Source organism: Brachybacterium endophyticum (genome assembly GCF_003130585.1).
In the GTDB taxonomy this organism is placed as follows: domain Bacteria; phylum Actinomycetota; class Actinomycetes; order Actinomycetales; family Dermabacteraceae; genus Brachybacterium; species Brachybacterium endophyticum.
The window spans coordinates 504,605-520,338 of sequence record NZ_QFKX01000002.1; the positions used below are offsets into that span (position 1 = coordinate 504,605).

A 15,734-nucleotide genomic window follows, 5' to 3' on the forward strand; every position below is an offset into this window, starting at 1 on the left:
GAAGACGATCCTACGCGAGCGCGCCGTCGCCGTTTGCGGGGGTGCCGCCGCTGCGCGGTGCTGCCCCGGGTGCCCACTCCTGCCCGGAGAGCGCCTGGATCTCGGTCATGATCCTGTCGGTGATGAGCCGGCGCCGGGCCCCCGTGCTGAGATCGGTGGGGAGGTCGGAGAAGTCGATCGGCTCGCCGAAGCGCATGTCCACGCGATACCGGGTGGGCAGGAGCCTGCCCGCGCGGAAGAGGTTCTGGGTTCCCACCAGTCCCAGCGGGATCACCGGGCAGCCGGACTGCAGGGCGAGCCAGGCCGCACCGGACTGCCCCTTGTGCAGCAGGCCGTCCTTGCTGCGCGATCCCTCCGGGTAGATGCCGAAGCCGTTGCCCTCCTGGAGGACCTGCAGGGCCGCCTCGAGGGCTCCGCGACCGGAGCTGAGGGCCTCGCGGTCCAGCGGTACCGTGCCCACCGAGCTCATGAACCACTTCTGGAGCCGGCCGATCACTCCGCCGTTCTTCCAGTACACGTCCTTGGAGATGAAGCGGACCATCCGCGGGCTGACCACGGGGATGAGGAAGCTGTCCACGTTGGCCAGATGGTTCGAGGCCAGCAGGAAGCTTCCCGTGGTGGGGATGTTCTCGAGACCGGTCACGCGGGGACGCCAGTAGGTGGTGAACAGCGGCCCCAGGACGGGGCGCACGAGGGAGTAGAGCATCGGCACGCGCCCCACGATAACCGGGAGACACCGCTGCACACAGTCGGTGTCGCCGCCGGTGTGGCCGCGCTCGCGCGAGACCTCGCGTGAGAGCCTGAGCCGACCGCTGTCCGTGCAGGCCCCGGGGAGGATCCGGATCAGCGCGCTGTGGTAGAACAGCGGCACACGACCACCCCGCGAGGAGACCGCCCTCATGCCGAGGATCCTGAACATCGCCGTCATCGGTGCCGGAACGATGGCGCAGGCCGTGCACCTGCCGGTGCTGCGCCGCCGCTGGGACCGGTTCGCGGTGACCGCTCTGGTGGACCACTCGCCGCGGCGTCGCAGCGAGTCCGCGGACGTCTGGGGCGTCGGCGAGGACCAGCGCTTCGAGACCGTCGCCGACCTGATCACCGCCGCGCGGGCCAAGACGATCGAGCTGGACGCCGTCGTGCTCTCGACCGACGGGCTGCACGTCGAGGACCTCCTCCAGCTGCTGAAGCGTGGGATCCCGGTGCTCGTCGAGCCGCCGCTCGGGTACTCGGCGGCCGAGGTCGCGAGGATCCGCGACTTCGAGCGCGTGATGGGCCGGCGCCTGGTGATGATGGCCTACCCCCAGCAGTACGACGAGGTCCTCGACGAGGTCTCCGAGAACCTGCGCGGTCGCGATGTGCGGATGATCGACCACGAGGTGCTCATGCCCGCGTCGGGGCCGCTGTTCTCGCGTGCGCACGTGACCTCCGCGGCCTACGACCTGCCCTCGGAGAAGCGCCAGGAGCGGCGCAAGAACCTGCAGGAGGCCGTGGTCGCCGGCACCGGCGAGGGGGCGACCCAGCGCGACCGTGATCTCTACGTCAAGGGGCTGCTGACGGGCGTGGCACACCAGCTGGCCGTCACCGAGCGGGTCTACGGGCCCGTCGAGAAGCTCGTGGGCGTGCGGCACTGGCCCACCGGCGTCATCCCGGGGTCGATCGAGCTGCTGGGCGAGCTCGAGAACGGGTCCCCGGTCCGGCTGGTCTGGCACTACCTGCCCTTCGCCCCGGAGTACTCGGAAACCTACGAGGTGCTCACCGCCCGCAAGCGGCTCGACCTCGACATCGCGCCTCCCTCCCACCTGGACTCCCGCTCCCACAGCTCGCTGCGGGAGAAGGAGCACGGACGGGTCGTGGTCACCTCCCGCTCCTCCGACCTCGGCTCGGCCGAGTCGATGTGGGAGGCCTTCCACGCCTTCGTCGAGTCCGGGAAGGAGCCGCATGCCGGCGCCGCCGAAGCGCTCGCACAGGTCGAGCTGCTGCGCGAGGTCCTGAAGACCCTCGTCGAGGCCGACGAGCGGTCGCTCGATGCCGCCCCCGAGGACGAGGACGCCGAGGTGGATGACAGCGGGGCCGAGAACGCCGCGCCGGGGAAGACCGAGGCCGGCACCTCCGAGGCAGGGAGCAGCGCCGAGGCCCAGGCCACCGCGGCTGATGGCCCGGCCGTCGCCGACACCGAGGCAGGTGGGGGAGCGCCGGAGGCTGCGGCCGCGACCTCTGCCACGAGTGCCGCGACCGACGACCGCGGAACGGACGCCTCCTCGGCAACCGGGGGGAGCAGTGCCGCCGCGACCACCGGCGTGACCATCGGCCCTCTCCCCACCCAGTCAGGTGAGGAGGGGCCGGCGCCCGCCGCGCCCACCGAGGATCTCTCCGCGGTGGCCGATCAGCTCGAGGACGGCGCGGGCCCGGATGCTTCGGGCCCGGATGCTGCACGCCCGGATGCTGCACGCTCGGGCAGTGAGCGCGCGGGCAGCGAACGTCCCGACGGGCCCCGCCCGGAGGGCCCTGCCGACGGGACGGATCGCCCGAGCACCTGATCCTCGCGCCTTGCTGCGCTGCGACCCCCGGGACCTCTCGCCCCGGGGGTCGCTCCGTGTCGGGCCACGTTCGCGGCGTGGACGAGCCCACGTCGTGGGAATCGGTCGGCCCCGTCCTCGACGGGATCTGACGACACGCCGAGCGGGCGTCCGGCTGTGGATCCACGGGGGAGAAGGGACCCTCGGGCGTCGGCCGCGGACGACACGCCGCGACACGCCGAGAGCGACACGAATCGAGCCGGATTCGGGGTCCGTGAAGGGCCGCCGAGCGACCCGCGCAGCGCTCGTCATCCACCGCTCGGGCGGGCCTCCACGGGCCGTTCCACAGCACTGTCCACAGCATCCGTGCAGACGATGCGCGTTCGTCCCCAGCGTGTCCGCGCTCGTCCACAATCCGTCACCAACGGGCTGTGGATAACAGTCTTGTAGTTCAGTACATCTTGTGGTGCAGACGAGGGGGCACCACTAGGTGTAGTGTTGGAGGTGTCGGCGCGGGAGTTCTCCGGACACCGCTCGACGGGCCGTCGGAACTCCTCTCCGACCTCGTCGGACGCTCCTTCGGCCCCTCGCCCTCACCGTCCCTTCGACCCGGATCCGCTGCGCCGGGTCACGCGGCCCGAACTCTCCGAGAAAGGCATCGCCCGATGGCCATCACCGTGTACTCGAAGCCCATGTGCGTCCAGTGCGACGCGACCAAGCGCGCCCTCACCAAGTCGGGCATCGCCTACGACGTCGTCGACATCACCGAGGACGCCGAGGCGCTCGCCCACGTGAAGTCGATGGGCTACGTCCAGGCGCCCGTCGTCGTCGCCGGCGAGGACCACTGGTCGGGCTTCCGCCCGGACAAGATCAAGGCCGTCGTGGCCGCGGGCGCCCAGGGCGCGCAGACCGCAGCCATCTGACGCACCCGGTCATCTGACGCACCCGTTCATGCGGAGGTGAGGCGGATGGGCACCCTCGTCTACTTCTCCTCCGTGTCCGGCAATACCCACCGCTTCGTCCAGAAGCTGGGGACGCCGGCCAGCAGGATCCCCCTCTATCGCGCGGACGACCCCCTCGTCATGGACGAGGAGTACGTCCTGATGGTGCCGACCTATGGCGGCGGCAACGGACACGGAGCAGTCCCGAAGCAGGTCATCAAGTTCCTCAACGACGAACGCAACCGGAAACTCATCCGGGGCGTGATCACGGCGGGGAACACGAATTTCGGCGAGGCGTACGGCCTGGCGGGCGAGATCATCTCCGCCAAGTGCAGCGTCCCGCACATGTACAGGTTCGAGCTGCTGGGCACGCCGCGAGACGTGCAGCAAGTTCACGACGGATTGGAAGAGTTTTGGCGACACTGACCGAGATGCCTTCGGTGGAGCATCACAAGTCCCTGGACTTTCACGCGCTGAACGCGATGCTGAACCTCTACGGGCCCGACGGGAAGATCCAGTTCGACAAGGATCGTCTCGCCGCCCGTGAGTACTTCCTGCAGCACGTGAACCCCAATACGGTCTTCTTCCACTCGCTTCGCGAGAAGATCGACTACCTCGTGGAGAACGAGTACTACGAGCCCGAGGTGTTCGAGCAGTACTCCTTCGACTTCGTCGAGCAGCTGTCGGAGCAGGCCTTCGCCAAGAAGTTCCGCTTCCCGACGTTCCTGGGCGCGTTCAAGTACTACACCTCGTACACGCTCAAGACCTTCGACGGGAAGCGGTACCTCGAGCGCTTCGAGGACCGTGTCGTGATGGTGGCCCTCACCCTCGCCCGCGGTGACGAGGAGCTGGCCCGTCGGATCGTCGACGAGGTCCTGGACGGTCGCTTCCAGCCCGCGACCCCGACGTTCCTGAACGCCGGCAAGGCCCAGCGCGGCGAGCTGGTCTCGTGCTTCCTGCTGCGCATGGAAGACAACATGGAGTCCATCGGTCGCGGCATCAACTCCGCCCTGCAGCTGTCCAAGCGCGGCGGCGGCGTCGCGCTGCTGCTGAGCAACCTGCGTGAGTACGGCGCGCCGATCAAGCACATCGAGAACCAGTCCAGCGGCGTCATCCCCGTGATGAAGCTCCTCGAGGACTCCTTCTCCTACGCCAACCAGCTCGGCGCGCGTCAGGGCGCGGGTGCGGTCTACCTGCACGCCCACCACCCCGACATCCTGCGGTTCCTGGACACCAAGCGCGAGAACGCGGACGAGAAGATCCGCATCAAGACCCTCTCGCTGGGCGTCGTGATCCCGGACATCACCTTCGAGCTCGCCCGGAACAACGAGCCGATGTACCTGTTCTCGCCGTACGACGTGGAGCGCGAGTACGGCAAGCCGTACGCGGACATCTCGGTCTCCGAGAACTACCGCGACATGGTCGACAACCCGCGGATCGCGAAGAAGAAGATCAAGGCCCGCGACTTCTTCCAGACCCTCGCCGAGATCCAGTTCGAGTCCGGCTACCCGTACATCATGTTCGAGGACACGGTGAACCGGGCCAACCCGATCGCCGGCAAGGTCACCCACTCGAACCTGTGCTCGGAGATCCTGCAGGTCGCGACCCCGTCGCACATGAACAACGACCTCACGTACGACGAGATGGGTCGCGACATCTCCTGCAACCTGGGGTCGCTGAACATCGCCAAGGCGATGGACTCCCCGGACTTCGAGAGCACGATCAGCACCGCGATCCGCGCGCTGACCGCCGTCTCGGACACCTCCGACATCGAGTCCGTCCCCACCATCGCCGAGGGCAACCGCAAGTCCCACGCGATCGGCCTGGGACAGATGAACCTCCACGGCTACCTGGCGCGCGAGGGCATCTTCTACGGCTCCGACGAGGGCCTGGACTTCACGAACATGTACTTCTACGCGGTCACCTACCAGGCCATCAAGGCCTCGATGGGGATCGCCAAGGAGCTCGGCGAGACCTTCTACGACTTCGAGAACTCGAAGTACGGGACCGGCGAGTACTTCGACAAGTACACCGACGAGGTCTGGGAGCCGCGCACCGCGAAGGTCCGCGAGCTGTTCGCGAACTCGAACGTGCACCTGCCCTCCCAGGAGGACTGGAAGCAGCTGCGCTCGGACGTCCAGAAGCACGGCATGTACAACGCCTACCTGCAGGCCGTCCCGCCGACCGGGTCGATCTCCTACATCAACCACTCGACGAGCTCGATCCACCCGATCGTCTCCAAGATCGAGATCCGCAAGGAAGGCAAGATCGGCCGCGTCTACTACCCGGCGCCGTTCATGACGAACGACAACCTGGAGTACTACCAGGACGCGTACGAGATCGGCTACGAGAAGATCGTGGACACCTACGCCGAGGCCACCAAGCACGTGGACCAGGGTCTGAGCCTCACGCTCTTCTTCCCCGACACCGCCACCACGCGCGACGTCAACAAGGCCCAGATCTACGCATGGCGCAAGGGCATCAAGACCCTCTACTACATCCGCCTGCGGCAGATGGCCATCGAGGGCACCGAGGTCGAGGGCTGCGTCAGCTGCATGCTGTGACGCTCTGAGCCCACGACCGGCGTTCGAACGGCCCGCTCCGGGAAACCGGGCGGGCCGTTCGTCGTCCTGCGGGTGCTCTGCCAGGCGCCGCGACACTCGGGACATCTCCGACGGCGACGGTGTGACTCACGATACATTGGGGTCCTCGCGGTTCTTCCCGCGGGGACCCCTGTGCACGTCCGAGCGAAGGAGCCCGGCATGTCAGACCTCTCGAGATCCCCAGACCCGCTCAGCGTCGCGGAACGCAGCATCGCCGTCCAGCAGTCCGAGGACTTCCAGCGCCTGCGGCGCTCGTTCCTCTCGTTCATCGTCCCGCTGACGGTCCTGTTCCTGGCCTGGTACCTGCTGTACGTGATCCTCGCCGGATGGACCCACGAGTTCTTCGCGATCAAGGTGTTCGGCAACGTCAACGTCGGCCTCCTCTTTGGGTTCGGCCAGGTGATCACCACCTTCGCGATCACGATGTTCTACCGCTCCTGGGCCGACAAGCGCTACGACCCCCACGCCGAGGCGATCCGCGCCGAGATGGAGTCCGGGGAGATCCTCGAGGACTCCGCGACCCCGGGTGCGGGCCAGGGCGCCGCCGACCGCGACTCCGCAGCCCCGGAGCGCTCGGACGGACTCGCCGACCCCGGGCACGCTCCCGGCCGGCATCGCGCCGACGTCCCGGAGGAGGGTGACCAGCGATGAGCCACGAGATCAATCCCGTCATCAACATGATCGTGTTCGCGCTGTTCGTCGCGGTCACGCTGTTCATCGTCTTCCGCGTCTCCCGTCAGAAGGCCAGCGCGGCCGAGTTCTACGCGGGCAACCGCTCGTTCTCCGGCCCCCAGAACGGCATCGCGATCTCCGGGGACTACCTCAGCGCCGCGAGCTTCCTGGGCATCTGCGGCGCCATCGCGATGGCCGGGTACGACGGCTTCCTCTACTCGATCGGTTTCCTGGTCGCCTGGTTGGTCGCCCTGCTGCTGGTCGCCGAGCTGCTGCGCAACACCGGCAAGTTCACGATGGCCGACGTGCTCTCCTTCCGCTTGAACCAGCGCCCGGTGCGGCTGGCCGCCTCGCTCACCACCCTCGCGGTCTGCTTCTTCTACCTGATCGCGCAGATGGCGGGCGCCGGAGGCCTGGTCGCGCTGCTGCTCGGCCTCGAGGGCAAGCTGCCCACGGCGCTGACGGTCGTGGTCGTGGGCCTGCTGATGATCGTCTACGTGATCGTCGGCGGCATGAAGGGCACCACCTGGGTGCAGATCATCAAGGCCGTGCTGCTCGTGGTCGGCGTCGGGATCCTCGCGATCCTGGTGCTGGGGCGCTACGGCTTCAACTTCTCGGCCGTGCTGGACGAGGCGATCGCCATGTCGCCCGATGGAGAAGCGATCCTCGCGCCCGGCCTGAAGTACCCCAATCCGGTCGACTTCCTCTCCCTGGGCCTCGCGCTCGTGCTGGGCACCGCGGGTCTCCCGCACGTGCTCATGCGCTTCTACACGGTGCCCAGCGGCAAGGAGGCGCGGCGCTCGGTGGTCTGGGCGATCTGGATCATCGGCATCTTCTACGTGCTCACCCTGATCCTCGGCTACGGCGCCGCGGCGCTCGTCGGCCCCGAGGTGCTCGCCGATCCGTCCACGCCGGGCGGCGAGAACGCGGCGGCACCGCTGCTCGCGCTCGCCATCGGCGGCCCGGTGCTGATGGCCGTGGTCTCCGCGATCGCCTTCGCCACGATCCTCGCGGTCGTCGCCGGCCTCGCGATCACCGCGGCGACCAGCTTCGCGCACGACATCTACGCCTCGGTGATCCGCAAGGGCGAGGTCCCGGCGGACGACGAGGTGAAGATCGCCCGCTGGACGGTGGTGGCGATCGGCATCCTCGCCATCGTCGGCGGAGTCGTCGCCCTGGGGCAGAACGTGGCCTTCCTGGTCGCCCTCGCGTTCGCGGTCGCCGCGAGCGCCAACCTGCCGACGATCCTGTTCTCGCTGTTCTGGAAGCGGTTCAACACCGGCGGGGCACTGTTCTCGATGATCGGCGGGCTCGCGGCCTGCCTGATCCTGATCGTGCTCTCCCCGGCGGTCTCCGGCAACGAGAAGGCCATGTTCCCCGGCGCGGACTTCGACCTGTTCCCGCTGTCGAACCCCGGCATCGTCTCGATCCCGCTCGGCTTCCTACTGGGCATCGTCGGCACCTTCGTCACCAAGTCCGAGCCCGACCACGAAGCGAAGGCGGCGGAGATGGAGGTGCGCGCCTTCACCGGCGCCGGCGCCGAGGGTGCCTCCGACCACTGAGGCCAGGCACGATCCCGCGACAGCGGACGTGAGCGACGTCCGTGCACCTCGTCGATGGACGAGGTGCACGGACGTCGTCCTGCGTCGGCGTGCGCGTGGGCGTCGGCCCGACTACCCACCCAGCAGCGTCAGCACCGCCATCACGCGGCGGTGGACGCTCGCGTCGGGGCTCAGGCCGAGTTTCGCGAACAGGCGCTGGGTGTGCTTCTCCACGGCGCCCTCGGTGACCACGAGATGCTCGGCGATCCCGGCGTTCGTGAGGCCCTCGCCCATCAGTTCGAGCACCTCGCGCTCGCGGGGCGTGAGCTCGTCCAGAGGGGAGCGGCGCTGGGAGGCGAGGACCTGCGCGATGACGTCGGGGTCCATGACCACGCCGCCGCCGGCGACTCGCTCGATCGACTCGAGGAACCGGCCGATGTCGCTGACACGGTCTTTGAGCAGGTACCCGGTCGCCGGGGTGCCGGAGCCGATCAGCTCGGAGGCGTAGGCGACCACGACGTACTGGCTGAGCAGCATGATCGGTGCCGCGGGCCAGGCGCCGCGGATCTCCTGGGCGGCCCGCAGGCCCTCGTCGCTGTGGCTCGGGGGCATCCGGATGTCGGCGATCACCAGATCGGGACGGTGCTCGAGGGCCCGGGCGACGAGCTCGGTGCCGTCCGCGGCGGCCGCGACGACCTCGTGTCCGGCGTCCTCCAGCAGCAGACGCAGCCCCTCGCGCAGCAGCGCGGAGTCATCGGCGATCACGACGCGCACGGGATCACCGCCTCGATCCGGGTGCCGTCGCCGGCGGGGGAGTCCACATGCAGTGATCCTTCCAGGGAGGCGACGCGTCCGGCCAGTCCGGCGAGGCCGTGCCCCGCGGCGATGTTCGCCCCGCCGCGTCCGTCGTCCGCGATCACGGCGCGGGCGCTGCCGGCTTCCCGGGTCACCCGCACCTGCACGGTGCGGGCCTGCGAGTGCTTGGCAGCGTTCGCGAGGGCCTCGGAGACCACGTAGTAGATGCCGATCTGCACGTGCTCGGGCAGGTCGAGATCGGGACAGTCCACCGAGGTCGGCACCGGGCACAGGGCCGCGCGCTCGGCCAGGGCCGCCGCGAGACCGCGGTCGACCAGGATCGGCGGGGCGATCCCTCGGGAGAGCCGGCGCAGGTCCTCGAGAGTGGAGCCCAGCAGGGTGCGGGTCTCACGGAGGATCTGCTGGGCGCGCTCGGGGTCCCCGTCGGCCATGCGCTCGGCGCGGGCCAGGTCCATCGTGGCGCGCACGATGCCCTGCTGCGGCCCGTCGTGCAGGTCCCTCTCGAGCCGACGCAGCGACTCCGACTCGGCGACGCGTCCGGCCGCGCGGGACTCCTCGGTGCGGGCCAGCTGCTGCTGCTCGTCGAACCGCGAGCTGAGCAGGGCGTGATCCACCGCGTGGTGCACCCCGATGACCGCCCGGGAGACCGGGTGGACCGTCAGCAGGAAGATCAGCCCGGCGAGGACCTGCAGCCCGAGGTCCAGGCCGATCGCGGAGGCGTCCTCCAGGCCGAGCAGCTCGCCGAGACCGGTGATGTCGGCGTCGGGCTGGGCCAGACGCACGATGATCGAGGCGAGGGGCCCCGCGACGGTGGCCACGCTGCCGATGACTGAGGCCAGCATGATCGGGAAGGTGACCACGGCCAGCACGAAGTGCACGAGCGTCCACAGGCAGTCCAGCCACGACTGCGGGTCGGTCAGGGGCACGAGCAGGCGGCGGAACCGTCCCGCATCGGGCCCGGCACGGCGTCGCTCGGGACGCGGGAGGGCACGGCCCAGCAGCACTCTCTGCAGGCCACGCTCGGCCTCCGCGAAGCCGCGTGCGACCGACACGCCCGCGACCAGGAGGGGGAGTCCGATCCAGATCACCGCGGTGCCCGTCCCCACCGCGAGCAGCACCAGGGTGACGACGAATCCGAGGAGCCCCAGCACGAACGCCGGGATCGAGTAGACCAGGGCGCGCAGGATCGTCCCCGCCCAGCGGGCGAGGAATCCGGGGGCCCGCACCGGTGCATCCGCGGGTGCACGGTCGGCTGGGGGAGAGGTCGTCGTCATGTCTCGAGTCTCGTCGGCGGGAGGCGCTGGGCCCATCCTGTCACCCGGTGGTTGTCGTGTCGGGCTGGCCCGACGGACAGGGTCAGAGCGATGAGCGCGAGGGACCGGGCGAGGCCTCGGGAGGGCGGTGGCCGGCACCGGCGCCGACTCCCGTGGTCGACTCCACCACAGACGCGCTCGCAGTCCTGCGCGTCCTCCCGGAGAGGGGGCGCGGAGACCTAGACTGGGGGATCGATCCGACCCCTGAGCGAACGTGAGGCAGCGGTGAACTCCGATCACCTGAAGACGTCGGTCCAGGCCATCAACTGGAACCGTATCCCCGACCCCAAGGACCTCGAGGTCTGGGACCGTCTGACCGGGAACTTCTGGCTCCCCGAGAAGGTCCCGCTGAGCAACGACATCCAGTCCTGGGGGCGACTGACCGAGGGCGAGCAGACCCTCACCATGCGCGTGTTCACGGGTCTGACGCTGCTGGACACGGTGCAGGGCACGGTGGGCGCGGTCTCGCTGATCCCCGATGCGGTGACCCCGCACGAGGAGGCCGTGTACACCAACATCGCGTTCATGGAGTCCGTGCACGCGAAGTCGTACTCGCAGATCTTCTCGACGCTCTCGCACACCAAGCAGATCGACGAGGCCTTCCGCTGGAGCGAGCACAACGAGGCGCTGCAGAAGAAGGCGCGCATCGTCATGGGCTACTACCAGGGCGATGATCCGGAGAAGCGCAAGGTCGCCTCCACCCTGCTCGAGTCCTTCCTCTTCTACTCGGGCTTCTACCTGCCGATGTACTGGTCCAGCCATGGCGAGCTGACCAACACGGCCGACGTGATCCGTCTGATCATCCGTGACGAGGCCGTGCACGGCTACTACATCGGCTACAAGTTCCAGAAGGCCATGGAGAAGGCCTCCACGCAGCGTCGGGACGAGCTCAAGGACTACACGTTCTCGCTGCTCATGGACCTGTACGACAACGAGGAGCAGTACACGGAGGATCTGTACGACCCGGTCGGCTGGACCGAGGACGTCAAGATGTTCCTGCGCTACAACGCCAACAAGGCGCTCATGAACCTCGGCTACGACCCGCTGTTCCCGGCGGACCAGACCGAGGTCAACCCCGCGATCCTCGCGTCGCTCTCGCCGAACGCCGACGAGAACCACGACTTCTTCTCGGGCTCCGGCTCGAGCTACGTCATGGGCAAGGCCGTCGAGACCGAGGACGACGACTGGGACTTCTGAGTCCTCCGGCACGACGGCGCGCCCTGTCTCGGTCGTGGGGCAGGGCGCGTTCGTGCGTCCGGGGGACGGGCAGTCGAGGGGTGGGCGTTCAGGGGCTGGGTGCTCGGACGCCAGGTGCCGCAGCAGCATGATCCGACCGTTCGGTCTGTCCTGCTTTCGCTCGGTTCCTCCCCGGTGCCCAGGCCGTCCTCCGCGCTGGCGTGATCAACATGTGAGAGTGTGGCTGTACAGCGTCCACAGCCGGTGGACCGAACGAAAGGGGTGTTCCCCATGGGCCTCATCGGTCTCATCATCTCCTGGATCATCATCGGCGCCATCATCGGCCTCATCGCGCGGGCGATCCTGCCCGGCAAGCAGGCGATGGGCATCGGGATGACCATCATCCTCGGCGTCGTCGGCGCCATCGTGGGCGGCTTCATCGGCAGCCTGTTCGGTGGCAACGGCATCAGCGGCATCATGAGCAACCCCTGGAGCATCGGCACCATCCTGCTGTCGGTGGTCGGGGCGATCGTGGTCATGGTGATCTACGGTCTCGTGACGAAGAACCGTCGCTGACCTCACGGTCAGCAGCGCACGGACGAGCGCCCGGTGCCGATCGGCACCGGGCGCTCGTGTCTGTGACGGGGCGGGCGACTCTCAGCGGCGATCCCCGAGGGGCCAGCCCTTCTCGGCGAGGTGCTCCGCCACGCGGCGCATCTCCTGCTCGGTGGGCAGGTCGTTGGTGTACCGGGTGATCGCGACGCCCGCGTCGGTGGGATCGACGATCCGGTGGCCGGCCTCGTCCACCAGGTGCGAGGCGATCTCCGAGGCCTCCTCGTCGGTCAGCTGGCGGCGCAGGAGCGCCAGCAGCGGCAGCCTGTCGGTCGCGGGGATGCCGGCGGGGTAGCCGGCCGAGAGCCAGTCGAGGATGCGCTGGACGGCGTTGGAGGGTGCTCCGCCTTCGTCGAACGAGTGTGGGGCGTCCGCTGGCTCGGAGCCCGTGACGCCGGTCCCCGCGTGCGTCTGCCGCGTGTTCCGCACGTACGTGCGCCCGGTGTCGGACGGTGCCTGCGGCACGGGCTGCGTGCCGTCCTCTGTGGGCGAGGTCGGGGTAGCGGCCGAGGGTGCGGCCGTGGGCGACTCGGACGCGGTCGACGGCTGCGCCGGCTCCGAGGGCTCCACGGTGCTCGGGTCGCCGGCAGCAGACGCCTGGGTCTCGGAGGCTCCGCTCTCGCCGTCGGTGCCGTCGCTCGTGGGCCGACGGACCCGGGTGAGGGGTCCCTCGAGTCCGCCGTCGGCGGCGACCGCGCGGGCGACCTCGGCGGACTCCTCGTCCACGGGCCATCCCGCCTCGGCCAGCCGCTCGGCGACCTCGCGCGTGTGGTCCTCGGTCACCGGGGCGTCCGTCACACGACTGATGGCGCCGCGCACGTCCTCCTGGGTGACGTCTCGCTCGGGGTTCTCGCGCTGGAGGTCACTGATGATCCGCTCCAGCTCCTCCTCGCTCAGGTTGTGCGTGAGAAGGGCCAGCAGCGGATAGAAGTCCTTGGGTGGCACGCCGTCGGGGTACCCGACACGCAGCCAGTCCAGCATCCTGCTCAGAGGGTTGCTCATCGTCATCGACTCCTCGTGGTCAGCTGCCCTCAGATGGGCAGCTGGATGCCCAGATAGTGGTCGAGGCTGCCCTTGGTGATGAACAGAAGACCATAGACCACCGCGAGCGCGACCACGGCGAAGATGAGCCAGGCGGCGACGCGTGCCACAGGATGCGGCGCGAGGACGGTGCCGTCGCGCTCCGTGCCGCCCTCGCCGCGGTCCAGCAGCCGGATGCCGACGGAGTACAGCAGCGGCAGCCCGGCGCCCAGCAGGAGGCCCACGCCGAGCACACGAAGTGTGCCGGTGATGATCTCGACGATCTCGTCGGACATGTCAGGAGTCCTTCCTGCTCGGGGTGGGGACGGTGGGTCGTGGGGTGCTCTCGTCGTCGGACCGTAGCGGATCAGGTCGCTCGGGGGCGTCGGTGATCGCGCCGATGACACCCGTGCGTGCGTCGGGCCCGACGGCGCCGTCGCCGGGGAGGGAGACCGCCTCGGCGCCCTCGTCCCACTCGTCGTTGACGTTGCCCGCGTCGACCTTCTGCAGCTGCGAGCGGTAGTAGATGTACCCGCCGACGGCCAGCAGGATCGCGAACACCACGAACGCTCCGCCGACGCCGCCCACGAGATGGCCGATGAAGTAGGTCAGGGCGCCGACCACGGCGGCCGCGGGGATGGTCATCAGCCAGCCGACGGCCATGCGACCGGCGACGCTCCAGCGCACCTGGGCTCCCGGGCGGCCCACACCGGAGCCGACGATCGAGCCGGTCGCGACGTGGGTGGTGGACAGCGCCATGCCGAGGTGGCTCGAGGTCAGGATGATCGCGGCGGAGGAGGCCTCGGCGGCCATGCCCTGCGGGGAGTCGAGCTCCACGAGGCCCTTGCCGAGCGTGCGGATCACGCGCCAGCCGCCCATGTAGGTGCCGAGCGCGATGGCGCCGGCGCACACGATGATGATCCACGGCGGCAGGCCGTTGTCGATGATCTCCTGATCGGTCAGGGTGCCGTGGGCGATCAGGCCTAGTGCGATCACGCCCATGGTCTTCTGCGCATCGCCCGTGCCGTGGGCGAGCGAGACCAGGGAGGCGGTCGCGATCTGGCCGTAGCGGAAGCCCTTCTCGCGGCGCTCCTCGCGCACGTTCGAGGTCACCTTGAACACGAGCCAGGCGGCGGTCGCCGCGATCGCGCCGGCGATGAAGGGGGAGAGGATCGCCGGGATGAGGACCTTGATCATCAGGCCCTCCCAGTTGATCCCCACGGTGCCCAAGGCTGCGAGGCCCGCGCCGATGAGGCCCCCGAACAGGGCGTGGGAGGAGCTGGAGGGGATGCCGAACAACCAGGTGGCGAGGTTCCACAGGATGCCGCCGACGAGCCCGGCGAAGATGATAAACATCGCCGTCTCCGCGTCGAGGCCCGTGATCAGCGCCCCGGTGTCGGTGTCCTGGATCTTCAGGACCGATGTGGTGACGGTGACCGCCACCTCGACCGAGAGGAACCCTCCGATCACGTTCAGGATCGCCGACAGCGTCACCGCGGTCTTGGGCTTGAGCGCCCCGGTGGCGATGGACGTCGCCATCGCATTGCCGGTGTCGTGGAAGCCGTTCGTGAAGTCGAAGGCCACTGCCGTGATGATCAGCAGCACAAGGATGACGATGTCACCTGTCATGTGGCCAGTGTGCGTCGGGGGGTAGCCGCAGGGCCAGCTGGACCTGCGGGGTGTTCACCTGCCGTTCACCTGTCTCCTGGGCATTCGTGCCTGGCTGTACGTGATGTCACAGAGCCGGAGGGTGTGGGCCTGGGTGATTCGCCCGGTTCCCGCATCGTCTCGTGTTCACCTCGGGGGCGGACACGGCCTCAGCGGCTCAGCGGCACGTCGATGATGCGCCGGCCCATCTCGTGGGGAGTGAGGCGGCCCTGGGACCAGGCGGCCACGTCCTGGGAGAGATCGTGCGCGAGCTCCGGGGCGATCTGCAGCGTCAGGCGGGCGCCCTGCGGCGTGTACGTGGTCTCGCCGACGACGCCGCCCTGGCGGTCCGCCCACTGGCGCACGGCGTTCTCCGCCAGGCCGACGTCGGTGAAGGGGACGTCGAGGGCCATCTCGCAGCGTTCGACGCGCTCGCACAGCGCCGCACCGTCCAGGGCGTCCTCGATCGCAGCGGTGTAGGCACGCACGAGACCGCCCGCGCCCAGCTTCACCCCGCCGAACCAGCGCACCACGACCGCGAGGGTGTCGGTGAGGTCGGCGTGCAGTAGCGCCTGCAGCATCGGCATCCCGGCCGTGCCCGAGGGTTCGCCGTCGTCGCTCGAGCGCTGCACGGGGCCGGCGCCCGTGGTCGCCTCGCTGATGACGAGCGCCGTGCAGTGGTGACGCGCGTCGGGATGTGCTGACCGGGCCTCGCGCACGAGAGCGTCCGCGTCCTCGATCGAGCGCACGGGATGCAGGAGGGCGAGGAACCGGGACTTGCGCTCGATGATCTCGCCCTCTGCGGGACCGGCGAGGGTGAGTGCTCGCGATCGGTGCGGCATCTCGGGGTTCCTCTCCATGGTCATCAGGGAAGTCT

General features: G+C 69.1%; 15 protein-coding genes. 8 read left to right on the forward strand and 7 right to left on the reverse strand.

Going from position 1 to position 15,734, the window contains the following annotated elements; translation table 11 throughout:
• Positions 1-10: 10 nt before the first annotated feature.
• Positions 11-901 (reverse strand): lysophospholipid acyltransferase family protein, encoded by an 891-nt coding sequence (locus DEO23_RS06630; RefSeq protein ID WP_240613256.1) that lies wholly within the window; start codon positions 899-901, stop codon positions 11-13.
• Here DEO23_RS06630 and DEO23_RS06635 point away from each other — a divergent pair.
• From DEO23_RS06635 to DEO23_RS06660, 6 genes are all read left to right on the forward strand, one after another.
• The gene (locus tag DEO23_RS06635) at positions 900-2,537 is read left to right on the forward strand and encodes a Gfo/Idh/MocA family oxidoreductase (protein WP_109275215.1); all 1,638 of its coding nucleotides are present in this window, start codon (positions 900-902) and stop codon (positions 2,535-2,537) included. The genes DEO23_RS06630 and DEO23_RS06635 overlap by 2 nt on opposite strands.
• Before the next feature lie 644 nt (positions 2,538-3,181).
• A complete protein-coding gene (gene nrdH / locus DEO23_RS06640; RefSeq protein ID WP_165831751.1) occupies positions 3,182-3,439 on the forward strand; it encodes a glutaredoxin-like protein NrdH in 258 nt (85 codons plus the stop codon).
• A gap of 45 nt (positions 3,440-3,484) precedes the next feature.
• A complete protein-coding gene (nrdI, locus tag DEO23_RS06645) occupies positions 3,485-3,883 on the forward strand; it encodes a class Ib ribonucleoside-diphosphate reductase assembly flavoprotein NrdI (protein WP_109275216.1) in 399 nt (132 codons plus the stop codon).
• 5 nt (positions 3,884-3,888) lie between these two features.
• Positions 3,889-6,021 (forward strand): class 1b ribonucleoside-diphosphate reductase subunit alpha, encoded by a 2,133-nt coding sequence (nrdE, locus tag DEO23_RS06650; RefSeq protein ID WP_109275217.1) that lies wholly within the window; start codon positions 3,889-3,891, stop codon positions 6,019-6,021.
• A 198-nt stretch (positions 6,022-6,219) separates the two neighbouring features.
• Positions 6,220-6,711 (forward strand): DUF485 domain-containing protein, encoded by a 492-nt coding sequence (locus tag DEO23_RS06655; RefSeq protein WP_109275218.1) that lies wholly within the window; start codon positions 6,220-6,222, stop codon positions 6,709-6,711.
• Positions 6,708-8,294 (forward strand): solute symporter family protein, encoded by a 1,587-nt coding sequence (locus tag DEO23_RS06660; protein WP_109275219.1) that lies wholly within the window; start codon positions 6,708-6,710, stop codon positions 8,292-8,294. Before DEO23_RS06655 ends, DEO23_RS06660 begins: the two co-directional genes overlap by 4 nt.
• A 111-nt stretch (positions 8,295-8,405) precedes the next feature.
• On the opposite strand, the gene DEO23_RS06665 is transcribed toward DEO23_RS06660, so the two are convergent.
• Both DEO23_RS06665 and DEO23_RS06670 read right to left on the reverse strand, forming a co-directional pair.
• Positions 8,406-9,047, reverse strand: coding sequence for a response regulator (locus tag DEO23_RS06665; RefSeq protein WP_109275220.1), 642 nt, complete (start codon positions 9,045-9,047; stop codon positions 8,406-8,408).
• Positions 9,035-10,363 carry a sensor histidine kinase gene (locus tag DEO23_RS06670; RefSeq protein WP_109275221.1) on the reverse strand — a complete coding sequence of 443 codons (1,329 nt, stop codon included), beginning with the start codon at positions 10,361-10,363 and terminating at the stop codon, positions 9,035-9,037. The genes DEO23_RS06665 and DEO23_RS06670 overlap by 13 nt, the downstream gene beginning before the upstream one ends.
• Positions 10,364-10,627: 264 nt before the next feature.
• Here DEO23_RS06670 and nrdF point away from each other — a divergent pair, with 264 nt between their 5' ends.
• Together nrdF and DEO23_RS06680 are read left to right on the forward strand one after the other, a co-directional pair.
• Positions 10,628-11,599: a class 1b ribonucleoside-diphosphate reductase subunit beta gene (nrdF, locus tag DEO23_RS06675; protein ID WP_109275222.1), complete on the forward strand. Its 972-nt coding sequence runs from the start codon at positions 10,628-10,630 to the stop codon at positions 11,597-11,599.
• A 270-nt stretch (positions 11,600-11,869) separates the two neighbouring features.
• Complete coding sequence (locus tag DEO23_RS06680) at positions 11,870-12,154, forward strand: GlsB/YeaQ/YmgE family stress response membrane protein (RefSeq protein ID WP_109275223.1); 285 nt, start codon at positions 11,870-11,872, stop codon at positions 12,152-12,154.
• An 81-nt stretch (positions 12,155-12,235) separates the two neighbouring features.
• Here the strand turns inward: DEO23_RS06680 and DEO23_RS16345 are convergent, their stop codons facing one another.
• The 4 genes from DEO23_RS16345 to DEO23_RS06705 form a co-directional block, all read right to left on the reverse strand.
• Positions 12,236-13,192, reverse strand: coding sequence for a DUF3349 domain-containing protein (locus DEO23_RS16345; protein WP_165831752.1), 957 nt, complete (start codon positions 13,190-13,192; stop codon positions 12,236-12,238).
• A 29-nt stretch (positions 13,193-13,221) separates the two neighbouring features.
• Positions 13,222-13,506, reverse strand: a complete 285-nt coding sequence (locus DEO23_RS06695; RefSeq protein ID WP_109275224.1) for a hypothetical protein — start codon at positions 13,504-13,506, stop codon at positions 13,222-13,224.
• Position 13,507: 1 nt separating this feature from the next.
• On the reverse strand, positions 13,508-14,839 hold the full coding sequence (locus DEO23_RS06700; RefSeq protein ID WP_109275225.1) for an inorganic phosphate transporter: 1,332 nt from the start codon (positions 14,837-14,839) through the stop codon (positions 13,508-13,510).
• A gap of 188 nt (positions 14,840-15,027) precedes the next feature.
• Positions 15,028-15,723 carry an IMPACT family protein gene (locus DEO23_RS06705; RefSeq protein WP_338067818.1) on the reverse strand — a complete coding sequence of 232 codons (696 nt, stop codon included), beginning with the start codon at positions 15,721-15,723 and terminating at the stop codon, positions 15,028-15,030.
• Positions 15,724-15,734 lie beyond the last annotated feature (11 nt).

Bases quoted from the DNA above. Each gene is read 5' to 3' on its own strand.
- DEO23_RS06705 (WP_338067818.1), bottom strand. From the start codon at position 15,723: ATGACCATGGAGAGGAACCCCGAGATGCCGCACCGATCGCGAGCACTC.
- DEO23_RS06655 (WP_109275218.1), top strand. From the start codon at position 6,220: ATGTCAGACCTCTCGAGATCCCCAGACCCGCTCAGCGTCGCGGAACGC.
- DEO23_RS06680 (WP_109275223.1), top strand. From the start codon at position 11,870: ATGGGCCTCATCGGTCTCATCATCTCCTGGATCATCATCGGCGCCATC.
- DEO23_RS06670 (WP_109275221.1), bottom strand. From the start codon at position 10,363: ATGACGACGACCTCTCCCCCAGCCGACCGTGCACCCGCGGATGCACCG.
- DEO23_RS06700 (WP_109275225.1), bottom strand. From the start codon at position 14,839: ATGACAGGTGACATCGTCATCCTTGTGCTGCTGATCATCACGGCAGTG.
- DEO23_RS06630 (WP_240613256.1), bottom strand. From the start codon at position 901: ATGAGGGCGGTCTCCTCGCGGGGTGGTCGTGTGCCGCTGTTCTACCAC.
- DEO23_RS16345 (WP_165831752.1), bottom strand. From the start codon at position 13,192: ATGAGCAACCCTCTGAGCAGGATGCTGGACTGGCTGCGTGTCGGGTAC.
- DEO23_RS06660 (WP_109275219.1), top strand. From the start codon at position 6,708: ATGAGCCACGAGATCAATCCCGTCATCAACATGATCGTGTTCGCGCTG.
- nrdE (WP_109275217.1), top strand. From the start codon at position 3,889: ATGCCTTCGGTGGAGCATCACAAGTCCCTGGACTTTCACGCGCTGAAC.
- nrdH (WP_165831751.1), top strand. From the start codon at position 3,182: ATGGCCATCACCGTGTACTCGAAGCCCATGTGCGTCCAGTGCGACGCG.
- DEO23_RS06635 (WP_109275215.1), top strand. From the start codon at position 900: ATGCCGAGGATCCTGAACATCGCCGTCATCGGTGCCGGAACGATGGCG.
- DEO23_RS06695 (WP_109275224.1), bottom strand. From the start codon at position 13,506: ATGTCCGACGAGATCGTCGAGATCATCACCGGCACACTTCGTGTGCTC.
- nrdI (WP_109275216.1), top strand. From the start codon at position 3,485: ATGGGCACCCTCGTCTACTTCTCCTCCGTGTCCGGCAATACCCACCGC.